General features: G+C 72.4%; 23 protein-coding genes. 15 read left to right on the forward strand and 8 right to left on the reverse strand.

What is annotated here, in order from left to right; all coding sequences use genetic code 11:
• Positions 1 to 4: 4 nt before the first annotated feature.
• Positions 5 to 646: a helix-turn-helix domain-containing protein gene (locus ACFYSC_RS32380; protein ID WP_362931708.1), complete on the reverse strand. Its 642-nt coding sequence runs from the start codon at positions 644 to 646 to the stop codon at positions 5 to 7.
• 90 nt (positions 647 to 736) lie between these two features.
• On the opposite strand from ACFYSC_RS32380, the gene ACFYSC_RS32385 reads away from it, so the two are divergent.
• The 4 genes from ACFYSC_RS32385 to ACFYSC_RS32400 are packed head-to-tail and all read left to right on the forward strand — an operon-like array spanning position 737 to position 3,628.
• Positions 737 to 1,654 (forward strand): ATP-binding cassette domain-containing protein, encoded by a 918-nt coding sequence (locus ACFYSC_RS32385; protein WP_389969195.1) that lies wholly within the window; start codon positions 737 to 739, stop codon positions 1,652 to 1,654.
• Positions 1,644 to 2,411, forward strand: a complete 768-nt coding sequence (locus ACFYSC_RS32390; RefSeq protein ID WP_389969197.1) for an ABC transporter permease — start codon at positions 1,644 to 1,646, stop codon at positions 2,409 to 2,411. Before ACFYSC_RS32385 ends, ACFYSC_RS32390 begins: the two co-directional genes overlap by 11 nt.
• Positions 2,408 to 3,205, forward strand: coding sequence for an ABC transporter permease (locus ACFYSC_RS32395; protein WP_389969199.1), 798 nt, complete (start codon positions 2,408 to 2,410; stop codon positions 3,203 to 3,205). The genes ACFYSC_RS32390 and ACFYSC_RS32395 overlap by 4 nt, the downstream gene beginning before the upstream one ends.
• Before the next feature lie 51 nt (positions 3,206 to 3,256).
• A complete protein-coding gene (locus ACFYSC_RS32400) occupies positions 3,257 to 3,628 on the forward strand; it encodes a DoxX family protein (protein WP_389969201.1) in 372 nt (123 codons plus the stop codon).
• A 61-nt stretch (positions 3,629 to 3,689) separates the two neighbouring features.
• Here ACFYSC_RS32400 and ACFYSC_RS32405 read toward each other — a convergent pair whose 3' ends face one another.
• Positions 3,690 to 4,628: an AraC family transcriptional regulator gene (locus tag ACFYSC_RS32405; RefSeq protein ID WP_389969203.1), complete on the reverse strand. Its 939-nt coding sequence runs from the start codon at positions 4,626 to 4,628 to the stop codon at positions 3,690 to 3,692.
• Between the two features lie 167 nt (positions 4,629 to 4,795).
• Here ACFYSC_RS32405 and ACFYSC_RS32410 point away from each other — a divergent pair, with 167 nt between their 5' ends.
• Both ACFYSC_RS32410 and ACFYSC_RS32415 read left to right on the forward strand, forming a co-directional pair.
• Complete coding sequence (locus ACFYSC_RS32410) at positions 4,796 to 5,716, forward strand: NADP-dependent oxidoreductase (protein ID WP_389969205.1); 921 nt, start codon at positions 4,796 to 4,798, stop codon at positions 5,714 to 5,716.
• A complete protein-coding gene (locus ACFYSC_RS32415) occupies positions 5,713 to 6,270 on the forward strand; it encodes an NADPH-dependent FMN reductase (RefSeq protein WP_389969207.1) in 558 nt (185 codons plus the stop codon). Before ACFYSC_RS32410 ends, ACFYSC_RS32415 begins: the two co-directional genes overlap by 4 nt.
• A 69-nt stretch (positions 6,271 to 6,339) precedes the next feature.
• On the opposite strand, the gene ACFYSC_RS32420 is transcribed toward ACFYSC_RS32415, so the two are convergent.
• The 3 genes from ACFYSC_RS32420 to ACFYSC_RS32430 all read right to left on the reverse strand — a co-directional run bounded on the left by ACFYSC_RS32420 (position 6,340) and on the right by ACFYSC_RS32430 (position 8,472).
• Positions 6,340 to 6,816: a hypothetical protein gene (locus ACFYSC_RS32420; protein WP_389969209.1), complete on the reverse strand. Its 477-nt coding sequence runs from the start codon at positions 6,814 to 6,816 to the stop codon at positions 6,340 to 6,342.
• Positions 6,817 to 7,025: 209 nt separating this feature from the next.
• Complete coding sequence (locus ACFYSC_RS32425; protein WP_389969211.1) at positions 7,026 to 8,102, reverse strand: cation diffusion facilitator family transporter; 1,077 nt, start codon at positions 8,100 to 8,102, stop codon at positions 7,026 to 7,028.
• Positions 8,095 to 8,472 (reverse strand): ArsR/SmtB family transcription factor, encoded by a 378-nt coding sequence (locus tag ACFYSC_RS32430; RefSeq protein ID WP_389969213.1) that lies wholly within the window; start codon positions 8,470 to 8,472, stop codon positions 8,095 to 8,097. The genes ACFYSC_RS32425 and ACFYSC_RS32430 overlap by 8 nt, the downstream gene beginning before the upstream one ends.
• Positions 8,473 to 8,736: 264 nt before the next feature.
• Here ACFYSC_RS32430 and ACFYSC_RS32435 point away from each other — a divergent pair, with 264 nt between their 5' ends.
• From ACFYSC_RS32435 to ACFYSC_RS32450, 4 genes are all read left to right on the forward strand, one after another.
• Positions 8,737 to 9,144 (forward strand): hypothetical protein, encoded by a 408-nt coding sequence (locus ACFYSC_RS32435; RefSeq protein ID WP_389969215.1) that lies wholly within the window; start codon positions 8,737 to 8,739, stop codon positions 9,142 to 9,144.
• A 247-nt stretch (positions 9,145 to 9,391) separates the two neighbouring features.
• Positions 9,392 to 9,577: a hypothetical protein gene (locus ACFYSC_RS32440; protein WP_389969216.1), complete on the forward strand. Its 186-nt coding sequence runs from the start codon at positions 9,392 to 9,394 to the stop codon at positions 9,575 to 9,577.
• A 182-nt stretch (positions 9,578 to 9,759) separates the two neighbouring features.
• The gene (locus tag ACFYSC_RS32445) at positions 9,760 to 10,437 is read left to right on the forward strand and encodes a DivIVA domain-containing protein (RefSeq protein ID WP_389969217.1); all 678 of its coding nucleotides are present in this window, start codon (positions 9,760 to 9,762) and stop codon (positions 10,435 to 10,437) included.
• 129 nt (positions 10,438 to 10,566) lie between these two features.
• A complete protein-coding gene (locus tag ACFYSC_RS32450; protein ID WP_389969218.1) occupies positions 10,567 to 11,799 on the forward strand; it encodes a hypothetical protein in 1,233 nt (410 codons plus the stop codon).
• A 104-nt stretch (positions 11,800 to 11,903) separates the two neighbouring features.
• Here ACFYSC_RS32450 and ACFYSC_RS32455 read toward each other — a convergent pair whose 3' ends face one another.
• A complete protein-coding gene (locus tag ACFYSC_RS32455; RefSeq protein ID WP_389969220.1) occupies positions 11,904 to 12,344 on the reverse strand; it encodes a VOC family protein in 441 nt (146 codons plus the stop codon).
• Positions 12,345 to 12,480: 136 nt separating this feature from the next.
• Between ACFYSC_RS32455 and ACFYSC_RS32460 the strand changes: the two genes are divergently transcribed.
• From ACFYSC_RS32460 to ACFYSC_RS32475, 4 genes are all read left to right on the forward strand, one after another.
• Positions 12,481 to 13,056, forward strand: a complete 576-nt coding sequence (locus ACFYSC_RS32460) for a TetR/AcrR family transcriptional regulator (protein ID WP_362931742.1) — start codon at positions 12,481 to 12,483, stop codon at positions 13,054 to 13,056.
• An 82-nt stretch (positions 13,057 to 13,138) separates the two neighbouring features.
• Positions 13,139 to 13,861 (forward strand): hypothetical protein, encoded by a 723-nt coding sequence (locus ACFYSC_RS32465; protein WP_389969222.1) that lies wholly within the window; start codon positions 13,139 to 13,141, stop codon positions 13,859 to 13,861.
• A gap of 201 nt (positions 13,862 to 14,062) precedes the next feature.
• Complete coding sequence (locus ACFYSC_RS32470; protein WP_389969224.1) at positions 14,063 to 14,872, forward strand: alpha/beta fold hydrolase; 810 nt, start codon at positions 14,063 to 14,065, stop codon at positions 14,870 to 14,872.
• A complete protein-coding gene (locus tag ACFYSC_RS32475; protein WP_389969226.1) occupies positions 14,869 to 15,330 on the forward strand; it encodes a GbsR/MarR family transcriptional regulator in 462 nt (153 codons plus the stop codon). The genes ACFYSC_RS32470 and ACFYSC_RS32475 overlap by 4 nt, the downstream gene beginning before the upstream one ends.
• A gap of 118 nt (positions 15,331 to 15,448) precedes the next feature.
• Here ACFYSC_RS32475 and ACFYSC_RS32480 read toward each other — a convergent pair whose 3' ends face one another.
• Both ACFYSC_RS32480 and ACFYSC_RS32485 read right to left on the reverse strand, forming a co-directional pair.
• Positions 15,449 to 15,778: a hypothetical protein gene (locus ACFYSC_RS32480; RefSeq protein WP_389969228.1), complete on the reverse strand. Its 330-nt coding sequence runs from the start codon at positions 15,776 to 15,778 to the stop codon at positions 15,449 to 15,451.
• Between the two features lie 241 nt (positions 15,779 to 16,019).
• Positions 16,020 to 17,489: an alpha/beta fold hydrolase gene (locus ACFYSC_RS32485; protein WP_389969230.1), complete on the reverse strand. Its 1,470-nt coding sequence runs from the start codon at positions 17,487 to 17,489 to the stop codon at positions 16,020 to 16,022.
• Positions 17,490 to 17,707: 218 nt separating this feature from the next.
• Between ACFYSC_RS32485 and ACFYSC_RS32490 the strand changes: the two genes are divergently transcribed.
• Positions 17,708 to 18,940: a sensor domain-containing protein gene (locus tag ACFYSC_RS32490; protein WP_389969232.1), complete on the forward strand. Its 1,233-nt coding sequence runs from the start codon at positions 17,708 to 17,710 to the stop codon at positions 18,938 to 18,940.
• Positions 18,941 to 18,953 lie beyond the last annotated feature (13 nt).

Consider the following 18,953-nt stretch of genomic DNA (forward strand, 5'->3'; position numbering starts at 1 on the left):
GCCGTCAGCGGCCCTGATCCGAGCAGAGCTGGGCGCGCAGGGTCCGGAGAGCCCATCGCTCCCAGCGCTCGCGCGGCCAGCCGCGCGTGTGCACGAACAACAGGTACAGCTCGGGGCTGAGCAGCCCGTAGAGCAGGTCGGCGGCCTCCTCCGCCGGCACCTCCGCCCGTGCGCCGGGCTTGCCGACGAGCGCCCTGGCCGCCCTCTCGTGAACGACGTACCGCGGATCGACGTCGCGGGGCCACAGCGCGGCGACCTCGGGATCGCTCGCGCACGCTCCGTCCAGGACCCTGCCGATCGGCGCCGCCCGCTCCAAGATCGAGGTCGTGCCCGCGACGTAGGCGCACAGCATGTCGTGGGCGGTGCCGGCGGCCAGCGCGTCGACGTACCAGGGCCGGTCCATGGTGGCCACCGGCTCGTCATCGCCCGCGATCGTCACGTCGACCAGCTCTTTCAGCAGGACGCGTTTGTTGCCGAAGACGAAGTAGATCGTCTGCACCGCGACCCCGGCCTTGTCGGCGACGTCCTGAAGGTTCGTCGCACCGTATCCGTCCTGCACGAACAGCTCTAGAGCCGCCGACAGGATGCGCCGCCGGGTCTCCTGGGCCTTCTGCGCCCGCTTGCCGGGTTGCTTGACACCGCTCATGGCTAGAGTCTATCTCTAGATTCGTTCGCTAGAAGTCAACTCTAGAGATGAGGACCAGTGACGACGACCCTCCCTCCCCCGGGGAATGACATGATCGAGGTCGACGCGTTGACCAAGGTGTACGGCTCGGCGCGGGTCCGGGCGGTCGACGAGGTGTCCCTGAGCGTTCCGGCCGGATCGGTCTTCGGCTTCCTGGGCCCCAACGGCGCCGGCAAGACCACGACCATCAAGATGCTGGCCGGCCTGCTGACGCCCACCTCCGGCCGGGTCCGGCTGGGCGGCTTCGACGTGGCCCGGCAGCGTTCGTCCGCGATGGCGCAGTTCGGCGCCGTGCTGGAAGGCTCCCGCAACGTCTACTGGAGCTTGTCCGCCTGGCAGAACCTGATGTACTTCGGCCGGTTGAAGGGCCTGCGCAAGGCCCGGGTCGCCGAGCGCGCACAGGACCTGCTGGCCGATCTGGGCCTGTGGGAACGCCGGCACGACAAGGTCGGCGGCTTCTCCCGGGGCATGCAGCAGAAGGTCGCGATCGCCGCGGCTTTGATCGCCGACCCGCCGATCGTGCTGCTGGACGAGCCGACGCTCGGCCTGGACGTCGAGGCCACCCGTACCGTCAAGAACCGGATCGCCGAGCAGGCCCGCGAGCTCGGCACCACCGTCCTGCTCACCACCCACCAGCTCGACGTGGCCCAGGAGCTGTGCGACCGGGTGGCCGTCATGCGGCAGGGACGGCTCGTGGCCGACCTGCCCACCCGCGAGCTGCTGGCGCGCTTCCGCGAACGCGACCGGTACGAGATCCGCGTCGAGGGCACGGCCCCGCCCGGCCTCGACACCGTGACCCGTGACGGCGTCACCGTCATCAGCGTGCGGGTGAGCGATCCGCGCGAGGTGTACGAGGTGGTCGAGCGGCTGCGCGCGCACGGAGCCGTACTGGAGTCGCTGACCCAGATCCAGCCCGGCCTGGAGGACGTGTTCCTCGCCCTGGTGAACGAGCCCTCCCATGCCGGCTGACGTTCTGCGCGCGGAGATCGGCAAGGGTCTGCGCGTCCAGCTCGCCCACCCGATCGGGCACGTCGTCACGCTGCTGATCAGCACCGTGATGTACCTCGGCCTGCAGTTCGTCCTGGGCCAGGGCGAACTGCGCCAGGACCTGCTGCCGCCGACCCTGGTCGCGATCGGCGGTTACTGGTTCCTGCAGTATGCCGGCCTGGTGATGGTGGCCGACCTCATCGAGGAGAAACGCGCGGGCACCTTCGCCCAGTCCCGGATGAGCCCGGCGCCCCCGTGGCTGCCGATGCTCGGCCGGCTGATCACCGCCTCGTTGTTCGGGCTGGCCGTGGCCGCCGTCGCCGCCCTCGTCCCGATGCTCCTGGCCCGGATCGCCGTCCCCCTGCGCTGGGCGGCGCTCCTGCCCGCCGTACTTCTGATGATCAACGCGCTGGCCTTCACCTTCCTGCTGGCGGCCCTCGCCCTGGTCTCCCCGATGATCGGTGCCCTGCAGTCGCTGTTCACCTCGCTGGTGCTGCTGCTCAACGGCTCGTTCCTGCCGCTGAACCTGTATCCGGACTGGCTGGCCGCGACGGCCAGGCTCCTGCCCACCACGCTGGGCGTCGAGGCGCTCACCCAGACGCTGTTCGAGGACCGCACCTTGGCCGAGGTCTGGGCCGGCGGCGCACTGCCCTGGCTGCTGGCCCACACCCTCGCCCTCGTCGCCGTCGCCGGCCTGCTGTTCGCCCGCAACCACCGACGAGCCCTGGAGTCGTCATGACGTTCGTCCGCGGATTCGCCGCCGAGGTCCGCAAGGGCCTGCTCAACCTGCTCGCCGGGTGGCGCGAAACCCTGATGGAAATGATCACGTTTCCACTGTTCTACCTGCTCATCGTGCTGTTCATGGGGCGCGGGCAGCTGCGTGCGGATCTGCTGCCGCCGGTGCTTCTCGGCATGGTGGCTCTGACCTTCATCCACGAGCAGGTCAACCGGGTGTTCTGGAGCTACCTGGGCGACATCCAGTCCGGCGTGCTGGAACAGACCTATCTGACCCCGCTGCCCTCGGCCGCGCGCGTCCTCGGCCGCCAGGTCGCCGCCGTGATCGCGGCCGTGCCCACCGCGCTGGCCGTCCTGGCCACCGGCGCCACCGCGATCATCCTCCAGGGCGGGCGACCGCCCTTCGACGCGCAGGTGGTCGTGCCGCTGGCCGCCATCGTGCTGGGCACCTGCGGGCTCGCGCTCATCCTGTGCGGCCTGACCCTGGTGTTCAAACGCATCGAGATCATCACTCAGCTGTCCGTGGCCGTCTACGCCATCGCGGGCGGCACCCTGGTCCCCCTGGCAGCCATGCCCGACCCGGTCGCCTTCCTCAGCCGGCTCGTCGTCCCCATCGCGCCCGGTATCGAGGCGATGCGCGACATCCTGCTCGGCGGGCACTCCCTGGCCGCCCTCCCCACCGGATGGGGTCTCGGCTGGCTGCTGGCCCAGCCGCTGCTCATCACGGTGGGCGGGGTGGTCCTGTTCGACCGGCTCGAAGACCTCGCCCGGCGCCGCGGCACCCTCGGCCGCTACTGACCCGCGAACCCGCCACCAGGCCAAGAACCTGAAGGAAAGAGAGCAATCGACGTGAACGTGTTCCTGTGGGTACTGCAGGCCCTCCTGGCCGCCGTCTTCGGCCTGGCCGGGATCATGCACGCCACCCGGTCCAAGGAGGGACTGCGCCCCATGGCGCCGTGGGTGGAGGACTTCACCCTCACCCGGATCCGCCTGATCGGCGCGGCCGAACTCCTCGGCGCCCTCGGCCTGATCCTGCCCGCCGTCACCGGCATCGCCCCGATCCTGACCCCGCTGGCCGCCACCGGCCTGGCCGTCACCATGCTCGCCGCCGCCGCCACCCACGCCCGCCGCGGGGAGCCGGCGGCCATCGCCGTCAACGTGGTGCTGCTCGCACTGGCCGCGGTCATCGCGTGGGGCCGCTTCGGCCCCTACGCCCTCTGACGGCGGACGCCTCGGCGGCCGTCACCGCGGGCCCCGGGACCGGAAGGACGCCGGGTGCCGCTCAGCCCGTGGGCGAGGGGCAGCCCAGGCGGCGGTACCTGCCGGGGGCCATGCCGTACTCGCGCTTGAAGGCGTTCGCGAAGGCGAACTCCGAGCCGTAGCCGACGACGGCGGCGATCTCGCTCAGCGAGGCGTCGGAGTCGCGCAGCATGCGCGCGGCCGTACCCAGCCGCCACCAGGTCAGATAGGTCAGCGGCGGCTGCCCGACGAACCGGGTGAACCTCTGGGAGAACGCCGCGCGGGACAGCCCGGCGCGGCGGCCGAGCGACTCGACCGTCCACGGGTGGGCGGGGTCGCGGTGGATGCCGTCGAGCGCGGCGCCGACGGCCGGGTCGGCCAGCGCGGCGGCCCAGCCGTCGGCCCTGCAGTGCTCCACCGAGGCGTCGAACCAGGCGCGCAGGATGTACAGCAGCAGCGTGTCCAGCAGCGCCGGCACCACCAGGTCCGCGCCCGGCCGCGGGGCTTCGATCTCCTTGCCGAGCAGCTCGACGGCGGCGCGCAGCTCGGTGTCGTGCCCCAGCCTGGCGGGCAGGTGGATCATCTCGGGCAGCCCCGTGAGCAGCGGATGCGCCCGGTTCGGGTCGAGCCGGTAACCGCCGCAGAGCGTCACGGTGACGGGCCCGGCACCCTCCATGGAGGCCGAGGCGAACAGTCCGGCGGGAGCGTGGGGGTCGCAGTCGGGCTCCGCGACGGGGGTGGCGGGCGAGTCCGCCAGCGCGTAGCCGTGCCCGTGGGGGAAGAACAGCACGTCGCCCGGCGCGACCGGAATCGGCTCGCCCTCCGGCGGGATCGCCCAGCACGAACCCCGCAGCACCACCTGGAAACCCGCCGAACCGGGCACCGACGGGAACCGCTGCCCCCACGGCGCCGCCCACTCGACGCGTGCCGAGCGCGGCACGCCCATGCGCATGGAGGCGACCACGTCGCTCAGCACGTCCATGACATGAGTCTAATCAGCAAGACGATCGCGTATGAATCACAGACAGCAGCGCATTGGGTGCCTCTGTCACGGCTCCTATGGTTGACGGCATGACAGAATCCCCGGTCGATGGGGCAGCCGGTGCGACCGGTCGTCCCCCGGTGAGCCGAAAAGCCGTCGGAGCACCCTTGAGCGAGTCCGAGACGCGGGCGGGCGAACACGCCGCGGACCTTCCCGGCACCATGCGGGCCGCCCGCATCCACGAGTACGGCGACGCCTCGGTGATCTCGCTGGACGAGGTGCCGGTGCCGAGGCCAGGGCCGGGCGAGGTGCTCATCAGGGTCGTCGCGACGTCGTTCAACCCCTCGGAGGTGGGCCTGCGGAGGGGCCTGCTGCACGACGTGCTCGGCGTCACGCTCCCGTACACGCTCGGCGCGGACGTCGCGGGCACCGTGGTCACCGGGGCGGACGGCCTCGCCCCCGGCGACCGGGTGATCGGGCTCATCGAGGGGGCGGCGGCCGGGTACGCGGTCGTGAGGGCGAGCGTGCTGACCAGGGCGCCGGAGCGGATCCCACTGACGGACGCGGCCGCCGTGCCGGTGGCCGGGCTCACCGCGTGGCAGGCGGTCTTCGAGCACGCCCGCGTCCACCCCGGCACCCGGGTGCTGATCAACGGGGCCGGCGGCGGCGTCGGGCTGTTCGCCGTACAGCTGGCCAAGCACGCGGGCGCGCACGTGGTGGCGACCGCCAGTGCGCGCAGCGCCGCCGCCGTGCGGGCGCTGGGCGCCGACGAGATCGTCGACTACACCGCCGATCCCCTGCCGGGCGGCAACGACGTGCTGATCAACCTGGTGCCCGGCGTGCCCGGCTCGGTGACGGAGCTGGCCGGGGAGTTCGTCTCGGTGACCGAGCCGATCGAGCATCCGCGCGCCGTCCGGTTCGTGACCCGCAACGATCCGGGACAGCTCTCCGAGCTGGTGGCGCTGATCGATGAGGGCGTGGTGGACGTCAGGGCGGACGTCCGTCCGCTGGAGTCCCTGGCGGACCTGCACCGAGCCGCGGAGCGCGGCGACATCCGCGGAAAAATCGTACTGAAGGTGGAGAAGTGATCAGGATCGGCATCATCATCGGCAGCACGCGGCCGGGACGCAACGGCGAGGCCGTCGCCCGCTGGGTCCACGACCGCGCGGTCAGGCGCGGCGACGCGCACTACGAGCTGGTCGACCTGAAGGACTACGACCTTCCCCACCTCGACGAGCCGCTCCCCGCGGCCGGCGGGGTCTATGAGCACCCGCACACCAAGGCGTGGTCCGACACCGTCGCGGGCTTCGACGGCTTCGTCTTCGTCACCCCCGAGTACAACCATTCGACCACCGGCGTGCTCAAAACCGCCATCGACTTCCTGTTCGCCGAGTGGCACGACAAGGCCGCGGGCGTGGTCGGCTACGGCGTCAGTGGCGGCGTGCGGGCGGCCGAGCACCTCCGGCAGGTGCTCGGCCAGGTCAAGGTGGCCGACGTCCAGATGGCCGTGGAGCTGCTGCTGCGCAGCGACTTCGAGGACTTCACCGTCTTCAAGCCCGCCGCGCACCAGGAGGACGCGCTGGACGGGCTGCTCGACCAGGTCGTCTCCTGGAGCACGGCGTTGCGCCCGCTCAGGGTTTGAGAGCGCGCGACGCCTCGGTGCCGGCCACGCCGCCCCGGCCGGCACAGGGAAGGCGCCCGACGGGTCGCGTCACGTGCTGACGTGTGCCCTGAACCGTTCGTGGGCGCTCTGCTTGGAGATTCCCATCGCCTCCCCCACCTGAGCCCAGGAGGCGCCGGTCTCCCGGGCGCCGGCGACGACCTGGTCGAGCAGGGTGCGGTGCCAGCTCTCCACCTGGGACAGTAGTGTGAGGGCGGCGAGAGGACGTTCGGCGGCGAGCTTGACGATCCGCTCGCACAGGAGATTCGACGTGGTCACCAGCTCGCCGGGGGGCGCGGCGGCGAGCAGCGGAGCGGCGTGCCTGCTCCACCAGCGGTACTCCGTCTCCTTGGTCCCCTCCTCCGTGGGCGGGAACCGGCGCTGGTCTGTCCATCCGCAGGAACATCCGGCCTGGTAGCCGACGAAGGTCCTGGTGAAGGCGCCGGCGGATGAGGCCAGATCCCCATTGGGGAGCACCGGGGCGGCGAAGCCCTCGTGGCCGGGGATGTCCGGGCTCTTGAATGTCATGAACGTCAGGATATCCTGACGCATTGCCGTGCGTGCGGCGATCTCGCCGAGTACGGCGTCGGAGTCGCGCGGCGGACGCGCGGCCGTGGCCCTCGCATCCGGTCGTCTCCGAGGCCGCGACCCGGGAGGACGTCCTACCTCGGTGACCTCGGCGGGCCGGGCGTGCCCTGTAGACGTACGCCGGGGAGGAACGCCGCGCCGGGTTCCGCTCATCCGGAGGCGGGGACCCCGCCCGGTGCGCTCGGCGGAGTCTCGGGAGACGGCGGGCCGTCGGAGCGGTGGGAGGGTCCGTGCGGATCCGCGCAGTGGAACGCGCCGGGGTCGTCGGCGTGCGGCTCGGAGGTGGCGTGGTCGACCTGCAGGGTGGTGTGCCCGATGCCGTAGTCGTCGTGCAGGAGACGCTCGACGGCCTGCCGTACGGCGTGGCAGTCGGCCCCCGGGACGACCAGGATGTGGGCCGACATCGCCGGATAGCCGGAGGTGACCTCCCACACGTGCAGGTCGTGGACCTCGACGACGTGGGGCAGGGCGGCGGTCCTCCGGCCGATCTCGGCGGGGCTGACGCCGACGGGGGCGGCCTCCATGAAGACGCGGCCGGCGTCGCGCACCAGACCCCAGCCGGCCTTGAGCATCAGGGCGGCCACGACCAGCGCGGCGACGGCGTCGGCCCGCGCCCAGCCCGTGGCCATGATGACCGCCCCGGCGGCGGTGGTGGCGATGAAGGCGTACAGGTCGTTGAGGATGTGCTGGAAGGCGCCTTCGACGTTGAGGCTGGAGCGGTCGGCCCTGCGCAGCAGCCAGGCCGCGGCGAGGTTGACGGCGATGCCGGCCAGTCCGGTGGCCAGCATGTAGCCGCCGGCGACCTGCGGCGGGTCGATGAGGCGATGGACGCCCTCGTAGACGAAGTAGGCGGCCAGCAGCAGCAGGGTGATGCCGTTGAGCTGGGCGGAGACGATCTCGGCGCGTTTGAGGCCGTAGGTGAAGCCGCCCTGCGGCGGGCGGGCGGCGATCCGCATCGCCACCAGGGCGAAGACGATGGCGAAGGCGTCGGTCAGCATGTGCCCGGCGTCGGAGATCAGCGCGAGGGAACGGGCGATGACGCCGACGACCACCTCGGCCGCCATGAAGACGACGATCAGGGCGAGCGCGCCGGTCAGGTAGCGGCGGTCGGCCTGGGCGCTGACGGCGTGCCCGTGGCCGTGACCGTGTCCATGTCCGCGACCGCGGGGAGCGGAGGGGCCGGGCTCGCCGGCGTCGTGCACGCCGGGGGTGTGCAGGTCAGTCATCGCGCTCTCCCCGCTCGTGCCTGATGTGGGCGAGGGCCACGTCCAGCAGCATCCGCACGTGGGAGTCGGCGAGCCGGTAGTAGGCCATCCGGCCGCTGCGGCGCACCTTCACCACCCGTTTGGCGCGCAGCAGCCGCAACGCGTGCGAGGCGGCCGACATGCTGTGCCCGGTGAGCGCGGTCAGGTCGCACACGCACATCTCGCCGCCTTCGAGCAGGGCGGCGATCAGCCGCAGCCGCCGGGGGTCGGCCAGCAGCCCGAAGATCTGGGCCAGTTCCTCGATGGACTCGTCCGCGGGCAGCGCGTCCCGGACGCCGGCCACCCGTTCGGCGTCGACCACCGTGACCGAGCAGTCGCGGTCGGGTCGCAAGGAAACAACTGAATGACTGTTCACTTGTGCAAGTGTGGAGACTCCGTCGCCGTACGTCAACACGTCCGGCGGTGACCCTGCCCGGTGGGCCGCCGGCTCCGCGCCGAGGGGAGCAAAACTTTACTTGCATGGTTGCTCAATTGTGTGATGCTTCAGTAGTCGGGTAACCACGAAGAGTGAACATCGCAGGTCGACCCCCATTAGACCCGTCCGGCCCCCGGCGCTCAACCGGTTACGGCGATGCTCACAGGAAGGAAAAGTCCCATGCGAAACATCCAGCGGATCCTCCCCGCACTGGCCGCATGCGCCGCGGCCGGCCTGCTCGCGATCGGCGTCGCACCCGCGCAGGCCGACTCCAGCACTCCCCGGCCCAGCGGCGTCAGCACCCCCGTCGCCGTCCCCCGCCCAACCGGCGTCAACGTCCCTGCCGCCTGGGCCACCTCCGCGGCACGCACCTGCGCCTACCGGGTCGTCCATGTACGGCGCGGCAGCTTCCTGCGCATCCGCTCCGGACCGGGGCTGCGCTACCGGCCCATCGGACGGCTGCGGGTGGCCGACGGCCGCGTCTACGGCTCCTGCACCTCCCGCCGCGGCTGGATCTCCGTCAAGGCCCCCACCGGCAGGTCCGGCTGGTCCTACGGCTACTACCTGCGCCGGGTAGACGGGAGGTGATCCGGCCGACGGCATCCGCCCGGTACGGCCGGCACCGCCTCTCGTGCACGGCCGATCCCGTGCCGTAGGCGAAAACCCGCGCCTCCGCGGCGGGACAGGCACCATCGGCCCCGCCGCGGACGCCGAGTCGCTCCTGGCGGCAAAGGCCGTATCGCGCCCGGAATCGTGTTCCACGCCGCGGTCTTCCATGGCGACTCCATCGACCCGATTGCGACCTCAGTGAACAGGACACACCGGAGGCGTTTCCATGACAGACGAACCTGGCACCCCGGCTCAGGGCCCGCAGTGCGCCGGCACCGGCTGTGACGTTCCAGCAGACCAGCACGCCGCTCATCCGCAGTGGGACGGCCAGCGCTCCCACCCCCACGACGGTGACGACCACGAAGACGACGGTCACGGCGGCGACGCCTGCCCCTGCCATCACGACGACTGACCACCGGCGCCGCTCGTCATCGGGCTCTCACCGCCTCTCTGCGAGGAGAACCCGATGACGAACCTCCGGCGGAAACCTGCGAACTCGCGGCCGGTGAAACCTGCGCCCGCCCCCTTCTGCTCCTTCCCGCTCACCTCGGAATCTCAGAACCCCGAAACGGCGAAAGAACGGTGAAGACGCCCATGGGCGAAGAACACGGACACGGACACGGATCCGCCGGGCAGGACGAGCACGCCGGACAGGGCGAGCACGCCGGACAGGACGGCCCGCCGGCCGCGCCGGCGCTCCCCGACCCGCCCGCGGCCGCGGGACTGCTGACCCCCGCCGCGGTGCGCAACCAGGTGTTCACCGTCGTCCGGCTGCGCGAGGGCTACGACCTGGCCGAGGTCGACCAGTTCCTCGGGCAGGTCGAGACCACCCTGATCAGGGTGCTGTGCGACAACGCGGACCTGCGGGCCCGCGCGGCGGACGGGGACGGCGGACGGGCGGGCGGCGGTGAGGACGAGCGCGTCTCCGGCATCGCCCGGCGGGCGGCCGACCGCACCCTCGCCCTGGCCCACCAGGAGGCCCGGGCGATCCTGGAACAGGCCCGCCGTACGGCCGAGCAGCTGGAACGCGCCGCCTGGCGCAACGCCTCCGCCCGGCACCCCCGGAGCCCCTCCGTCTCCCCGGAGGCACTGGACGAGCGGATCCAGCGCCTGCACACCGCCGTCGCCGCGTCCGGCAGCGGCCTCAGGGACGCGATCGACGGCCAGATCAGCAGGCTGCACACCCTGCTCGACGAACTGCGGGACCTCACCCGGCCCGGACAGGCCCCGCCGTCCGCCCGGCACGCCGCCCCCGAACGGCCCACCGACTGACGACCACCGGCTGTTCCGCCCTCTTCCCGCGGGCGGACGGCAGATCCTCCGGCCACGCGGTCCCCCCGCCTCCCGCTCTCCTTCCACCGTGTTCACCCACCCCTTCAGATCATCAGGAGGTGCTCACCGATGCCACCATCGGCCTTGGTCTGGGCAATGGGGCCGGCCCTGCAGGCACAACCTCCCCGCCAGGCGGCCTGGGGCGCGGTGCTCCTGGTCTGCGTCTCCACCCTCGTCGGCGCCTACCTCGCCCGGCGCGACTCGGAACGGATGACGCTGTGGCTGGCCGTCGCCTCGGCGATGATGCTGGTCACCGCGCTCGTCGACCTGCTGCCCGACGCCTGGGGCGAAGCGGCGGAAACCGGCGTCCCGCTGTGGGGCCTGGCGCTGGCCGCCCTGTTCGGGTTCCTGGTCATCACCTACTTCACCCGCCGCGGCTGCGCCTGCCCCGAGGACGCCGCGGCCCGCACCGCGCTGCACGGTCCCGGACTGCACCGCCGCATCAAGCAGGGGATGGACGCGGCGGTGTTCGGCGGCATGGGCACCGCCGCCGCGCTCACCCTGCACCGCGCCATCGAAGGCGCCGCCCTGGCACTGACCGCGTCCGTCGTCGTCATCATCGCGCTCGTCGTGCACTCGGCCAGCGAGGGCCTCGCCCTGGCCGCGCTGCTGGACATCGCCAAACAGCGCCTGACCCCCTGGCTGATCGTCTCTTGCCTCAGCCCCGCCGCGGGAGTCGTGGTCGCCACCATCAGCCCGTTGCCCGCCGCCCTGGTGCCGATCCTGCTCAGCATGGTCATGGGCGTGCTGTGCCGGACCGCGATCGTCGGGATGAAGCTCGCCGCCGGAAAGCAGCGGAGCGGCCGGCTGTCCCGGCGGCAGATCGCCGTCGCGGGCGCCGCGGCGGCCTGCGCGGGCGTCCTGCTGGTCACCGCGAACGTCCTGGGCGGCGGCGACGGCCCCGCCAAGGCGTCCCACCCCGCCCCGACGGCTGCTCCCCCGGCCGGCCTCCCCCGCCCCGGGCCGGACGCCACCCTGCCCGCGCCCGCACAGGCTCCGCCGCCGCGCGGCCCGGCGCCGGCCGTCCCGCTCAGCAGGGCGCAGCTCCGCGAGGAGCTCACCGCCGGGCGGATCGGCCTGGCCGAGGTCTTCCGGCGCGACGATGAGATCACCCGCCGTACCCCGATCCGCCGGATCCTGCTCGCCCTGCCCGGCGCCACCCCGGTCACCGTCCACACCCTGCTGATGAGTACCGGACTCGACGGCCGGCAGTGGGTCGCCGACCTCACCGAACGGCAACGGCGAGCCCTGCTGGCCGCCCTCGCCCGAAGACGCGATCCCCCGCCGGCCCCGGAGGGATGAGCCCGGCCCGACCGGAGGCCCCTCCTCGGGAGGACACTCCGGGCACGGCGCCCGACCCCGTGCCCGGGGCCCGGAAGGTCCCCCGTCCGGGCGTGCGGTCCCCTTCAGCCGATTTGCTCGGCCAGTCCGACGACGATTCCCTCGGGGCCGCGGACGTAGCAGAGCAGGTAGACGTCCTCGTACCGCATCACCTCGCCGACGAGTTCGGCGCCGTGGGCGCGCAGGCGGGCGACGGCGTCCTCGATGTCGTCGACGGCGAACATGACGCGGCGAATTCCCAGCGTGTTCGCCGGCGCGTCCTTCGGCTCGGGACGGATCGCCTTCGGCGCGTGGAACATCGCCAGCTCGATCCGGCCGTGGCCGTCCGGGGTCCGCAGCATCGCGACGTCCTGCCGGACGTCGTCGATCCCGATGACGCGCTCCACCCAGCGTCCCTCGATCGGCCCCCTGCCCTCCAGTTCCATGCCGAGTTCGACGAAGAACGCGATGACGGCGTCGAGGTCTTCGACGACGATGAGGACGTTGTCCATCCGCTGAATGGTCATGCGGGTCTCCCCGGTCCGGTACGGCCACGGTGGCCGCGTGCACTCCTGGGACGGAGCCGCCGAGCCGTTCTCGACATCCTCCGCGACGGCCTCTTCGAGAACCTTCCGAAGGCGCACGTCGTTTATGTTGTACACCGTGAACGCGACAAGGGAGCGGGTCGCCGAGGCCGCGCGGACGATCCTCGCCGGCGAAGGAGCCGACGCGGTCACCATGCGCAGAGTGGCGGAGATGGTCGGTGTCACCGCCATGGCGATCTACAAGCACTACCCCAGCCGCGAGGCCCTCCTCGCCGTGGTGGCGGACCGTACCTTCGACGAACTGGGCGAAGGCTGGGGAACGAGGGTCCCGGACGGCGACTGGGAGACCCGCGTGAGGTGCCTGCTGGAGGACTTCCTGGACTTCGCCCTCGGCCGCCCACATCTGTACACGTTCCTGATGACCGATCGGCGCGACAGGGTCAGGCGCTTCCCCGACGACTTCCGGCGGAACGGGTCACCGGCGTTCGCCCGCGTCGTCGAACTGGCCGAGGAGGGTATGCGCCTGGGCCTGCTGCGTCCCGACGACCCGCTGGAGACCGCCCTGGCCCTGACCTCGTCCGTCCAGGGCCTCGTCCAGCTGTATCTCGGCGGACGCGTCGGCATGGACGAGAAGGACTTCAGAGCGCTCTGCGCCCGCACGGTGGAAAGGGTCCTGCGCGGCCTCCGCGCTTAGGTCCGCTGCGGCGAGGGCGCGCGGCGCGCCTTCCGTCCGGGATCCGGGAGAGCGTCCGGTCGATGTGGAAGAATCCCGGGCCATGGCCACGCTTCCGTCCATCACCGCCCTGATGGCGGGCAGGCGCGCCGCGCGGGCCGCCCGGTCGATCGACGTCACCCGCCTTCCCGAGGACGTCCTGGCGCTCGTCGACGCCCTCGAACCCGGGGAGGAACTGGCCGTCACACGGGACGGCGAGACGATCGCGGTGATCTCCAGCACCCTGCGCGTGCTCGACGGCGCCGTCGTCGATCCCGCCGCGGAGGAGGCCGTCGAGGACGCGGGTGAAGAGCCCGCGGCCGACTACGACGGCGTGACGGTCGTCGCCACGGCGATGAAGCTGTCGGCGTCGGCCCGGATGGCACTGTCCGACCGGCTCGGCCCCGACTACGTCGTGCTCGACATGCACGCCGCCCCCAAGACGACCGACGTGCTGCTGGCGCCGCCGTCCAGCCCCCAGCTGATCGCATGCCTCAGGTCGATGTATCCGAAGGCTCGCGTCGTCATCACCGAGATCGAGGACGACGAACTCGGGGTCAACTACCACGGCCCGGTACGGCGCATGCTGGACGCCGGCGCGGAGGCGTACCTGCCGCCGGCGACCATCCCCCACCTGGCGAGCCAGCTCGACCGCACCCTCACCCGGCTGCGCGAGGTCTCCGGCGGCGCCGCCACCCCGCCGGAGATCGAGCCCGCCGCGGGACCGCCGGGTGACAGCGGGCGCGGCGTCCCGGCGGTGCGGCCGATATCCGGTGGAGTCTCATAAGACCTCATAACGCCTCGTGACGCCTCGCCGGCACAGCGGGCGGCGAGGGGCTCGAGCGCGGGCTCCGCCAGGAGCGCGCCGCCACGGCCGCTCAGCCGGACGGGCATGAGGCGCATCCCGGTGGACGGGACCGATCCCGCGCGACTCGCGCGAGCGGCGAAGGACGAGGTCCATATTCACTATATTTAGACCATGGTGAATATGACGTCCGTCCTCCCCCTCCGCGGCTGCGACCTGCGTTACGCCGACAGCGGCGGTGACGGCGTGCCGGTGGTGCTCACCCACGGGGCCGGAGCCGACCACGTGATGTTCGACGCCCAGCGGGAGTACCTGCGGGAGCGGGGGCATCGCGTCGTCACCTGGGACCTGCGGGGTCACGGCCTCTCCCGCCCCTCCGAAGTGCGGTTCACCGCCGAGGAGGCGATCGCGGACCTGTGCGCGCTGATCGGGCACCTGAGGGTGGACCGGCCGGTGCTCGTGGGGCACTCCCTCGGCGGCAACCTCAGCCAGGCCGTCGTCCGGCGGCATCCCGATCTCGCCCGCGCCCTGGTCGTCATCGGCGCGACGCCGAACACGGCGCCGCTGTCCTGGAACGAACGCCTGCTGCTGCGGTCGGCCGCGCCGATGTTGTCGATGATCCCGGCCAGGGCCTTCCCGCGGGTGATGGCCGATGCCTCCGCGGTCACCCCGGCCGCGCGAGCGGATGCCCGGCGGGCCTTCGGCCAGTTGTCGAAGAAGGAGTTCGTCCAGGTGTGGCGGGCGACCGTCGGGTTTCTCATCCCGGACCCCGGCTATCGCACGCCGGTTCCCCTGTGCCTGATCCGTGGCGAGCGGGACCGCACCGGCAACATCGCCTCGGCCATGCCCCGGTGGGCCGAGGCCGAAGGGATCGAGGAGATCGTCATCCCCGGCGCGGGTCACATCGCCGGCCAGGACGACCCCCACGCGGTCAACGCGGCGATCGGCGCGTTCCTGCGTACGGTCCCGGCGGAGAAGGGAGCACGGCGATGAGCGCGGACGGGCGCCGGGCGTTCATCACCTCGGTGGGTGACCTGCTGGCCTCCTGGAACCTGCCGCACGCGACCGGGCGCGCCTACGGCCTGCTGCTCCTCAGCGAGGAGCCGATCTCTCTCGACATGATCGCCGCCGAGCTGGAACTGAGCAAGGGGGCGGTGAGCACCGCGGTACGGCAGCTGGATTCCTGGGGGCTGGCCAGGGTGATCCCGCAGCCTGGCAGCCGGCGGCTCCTGGTCGAGGCCACGGGAGGGATCGAGTCGCTGCTTGAGGCCAGCCAGGCGCGGGCCAGGACTCTGATCGCCGCCTTGCGGGAGGGTGAGTCACTGGTGCGGAGCGGTCCGGCGCAGGAACGGCTTCATGATGTGATCGGCCTTTTCGCCGGCTATGTCGACCTCGGAGGCCGGATGCTCGCCGAACACCGTCGCCGGGGGACGGGGCCCGCCCGGACCTGACCCGGATCCGGCGAGGACGCATCCGGTCTCCGGCCGGCCCGCGTACGGCTCTCCTCTCGCGCCCGCCTCGTTCCGGCGTGGCGGGCGCCCGCGGCGGCGGACGCCCGCCAAGCGGAGCTCAGGAGCAGTTCCACCTGATGCCCTGGTAGTTCAGCCCGTTGCCCCACTTGTACGACCGCCAGCGGTTCGGGCCGACGATGAAGCAGGGACTGTCCGGCCCGACCCGCCGGACGGAGAAGGAGATGGTGGAGGCGCAGTCGTTGGTGACCTTCACGGTCTGGGTGACGTAGCCGGACGAGTGGCTGACGTGCACGCAGTTCGCGGCGCGCGCGGACGCGACGGACGTGGACGCGGCGGTGCCGGCGCCGGCCTGACCTGCGGCGGCGACGGTCAGCAGTGCCGCCGCGGACAGGGCCAGTGCGCCGTTGCGAATCCTTCGGTGAGTCATTCGCCGTCCTTTCCGGTAAATCCGGGGAAGGGCCTCGCCCTTCCGCTCTACGGCCTTTTAGATGGCCTTCCGGCTCCCGAGGTTCGGCGTTTCTTCGATTTTTTCCATCCCCCTCTCATCTAAAATTTCCCGAATAAGGAAATATTAGATGAGAGACGAAATATTCGGAAATTTCATTAAAAGCCGGGTGTGCCGGTCCGCGCCCCGCTCCCCCACCGTGGCCCGGCGGACACCGGACGAGTCACTCCGCGGGGCAGACCGTGCCCGGCGCGGGCAGCGTGAGGTCGGTCAGGTACCGGGTGGCGTGCCGGATCGGGCACTTCTTCCCCGACAGGTAGAGGGCGTGACCGGGCCCGTCGTAGGCGACGGTGACCGACCCCGGCACCAGCCGGGTGAAGCTCTCGGTCCACGCGTAGTCGCCCCACGTGCTGCCCGCTCCCAGGAACGGCGGCAGGCCGCGGACCGGCAGCGGGCGGGACGGGTTGGCCACCGGCAACGGCCACCCGGCGCAGGCCAGCTCGTCGAACCCGGCCGCCCCGAAGTTCGGCGAGGCCTTCCGCACCTTCCGGAGGTGCGCCTGGAGCTCGGTGTACCCGGCGTATCCCCGGCCGTCCCCGCAACTCATCGCCGGCACCCCGGGCATGGCCCAGACCTGCGCGTTGCCCAGGGCGACGTCGGCGAAGCCGGACCCGTCCCCGCGCCGGGCCTTGTCCACCGCTTCGGCGAAGGCCAGCCAGCGGGAGTTCCCCGGCCCGGGGTCTGCGCTGAAGCCGAAGATCTTCAGGTGCCAGCCGGTCAGCTCGCCCTTCCCGAACTGTGCGGAGGTGACCTGGATGGGCCTGCGGTCGGCGTCGCGGACCAGCCGGCGCCAGACCTTCCCGGCGTCCTGCCCGTGCAGCGCGCAGGCGGGGGTCTCCGCGCACCAGCGGGTGAACTCGGCGAACTTCTTCTCTACGACGGGATATGTCCGCAGTGCCTGGTCGGTCCAGCCGTTCATATGGTTGATCGTGCCGTCGAGATACATGGCCCGGATGCGCCGCGGGAACAGCCGGGCGTAGGCGGCGGCGGGGACCCCGCCGTAGGAATTGGCCATGAAACTCAGCCGCTCCTCCCCCAGGGCCTTCCGGATCGCCTCCATGTCCCTGGCCACCGACAGGGAGTCCAGGTGCTCGAACAGCCCGGTGCGGTCCGCGTCCCGGCACGCCTTGAACGCCTTGGTCATCGCCGTGGTCAGCGCGGTGTAGTCCTTGCGGTCGCGGGGCTCGCGCAGCGTCGTCCCAGGGCGCCCGCAGACCGGCGGCATCTGACCGAGCCACACGGTGACCCTGGGGGCGTAGGCGACGATGTCGAACCTGCGCCGCAGGTCGGTGAGGTCGGCGGCGGCGCGCTTCAGGTCGTCGATCCCGCTGTTGCCGGGCCCGCCGGGGATGCCCAGCACGCTGCCGATCCGCTGCGCGGGCTCGGTGGCCGCCAGCCGGGCCAGCTTCAGCGTGATCTTCGCCCCGTCCGTCCGGGACCAGTCCACCGGCACCTCGATCGCGGCGCACCGCATGTCCTGGGGCGCGTCCTTCCCGGCGCAGTCGCCCCACGTCGGCCCGTCGTCCCGGGCGGCCGACGCCGCCGGGGTCATCCCGGCCAGCGCCGCCGCGGCCATGCCGATGACCAGCCATCCGGTTTTGCCGAAGGAATGTCGCCGCTTCGTCGTCGTCATGACTCCACCGTGGCCGGGCCGGGCGGGCGCCCGCCACGGGGATGTCCTCCGTACCGGGTTCGGGATGTCCCCCGGGTGCCGTCCGGCTGGGCCCGCGCCCGCACGTCCGCCAGGCTGTACGGCGTCGCCACCGCGAAGAGGCCGCCGGCGGCGCCGCGCGGTGAGGAGGAACGGTGACGAGGGGCATGGGGAGCCGGGCAGGAGATGGGCTCCCGGACATGCGGCGCGCGATGGTCGCGGCTCCGGTGTGGGCGCGGGCGTGGCGTGAGCTCGCCTACGCGCTGGTGGCGCCGCTGATGGCCGTGATCGGCCTGGTCTACGCCGTGGTGGTGGCGTTGGGCGTCGCCTCGGCGGCCGGCGTCGTCGGCGTGCCGCTGCTGGCGCTGGGCGTCCCGGCGGCCAGGCGTCTCGGCACGGCCAACAGATGGCTGGCCCGCGCGCTGGCCGGGGTGCGGGTGGCCGATCCGGCCCCGTTCCGGTCCGGTCCGGGCCTGGCGGACCGGCTCGTGGCAGCGCTCGGCGACCTGACGGGATGGCGCGCCGTCATCCACGGCCTGGTCCGGCTGCCGTCGGCCCTGTTGGCCCTCGCCGTGGCCGCCGGGCTGTGGGGAGGCGGCCTGGCCCTGCTCTGCCACCCCCTGTGGCACTCCGGCGCCCTGCCGGTCCTTCCGGACGGCCCGCCGGGTGCGGTGACGGCGAGTGCCGCCGGGGCGGCGCTGCTGCTGTCGGCTCCGTGGGGCGTCCATCTCGCGCTGGCCCCCGAGCGGCTGCTCGCCCGGACGCTGCTGGGACCGGCTCCGGGCGAGGCCAGGACCCGGAGGCTGGAGCGGGCGCGGGCGATGGCGGTGGACGGCGCGGCCGCCGAGCTGCGCCGGATCGAACGCGACCTGCACGACGGCACGGCCGCGCGGCTGGTCACGCTGGCCATGAGGCTGGGCATGGCCCTGGAGGAGCTGGAGCGCGCCGACCGGCCGGAGCGTCCGGCCCGCGCCCGCGCCCTGGTCGGGGACGCGCACCGCGACGCCAAGGAGACCCTGGCCGAGCTACGCGACCTGATCCGCGGCATCCACCCGTCCGCGCTCGGCGAGGGGCTGGAGACCGCCCTGGCCACGCTCGCCGCGCGCAGCCCGGTCCCCGTCCGGTTCGACGCCGACCTGCCGGAACGGCCCGACCCGGCGATCGAGGCCGTCGCCTACTTCTGCGCCGCGGAACTGCTCGCCAACGTGGCCAGGCACAGCGGAGCCCGGCATGCCGTACTCGGCGTGCGGGCATCGGACGGCCTGCTGACCCTGCTCGTCCGCGACGGCGGCGACGGCGGCGCGGCGGCGGACACCGGGTCCGGGCTGCGGGGCCTGGCCGGCCGGGTGGCGCCGGTGGACGGGACGATCGACGTCCACAGCCCGCCGGGAGGGCCTACGGTGGTCACCGTCGAGCTTCCCCTCCACATCTGAACGGAAAAGACGC

The organism is Streptosporangium sp. NPDC004379 (assembly GCF_042873875.1).
Lineage (GTDB): Bacteria > Actinomycetota > Actinomycetes > Streptosporangiales > Streptosporangiaceae > Streptosporangium.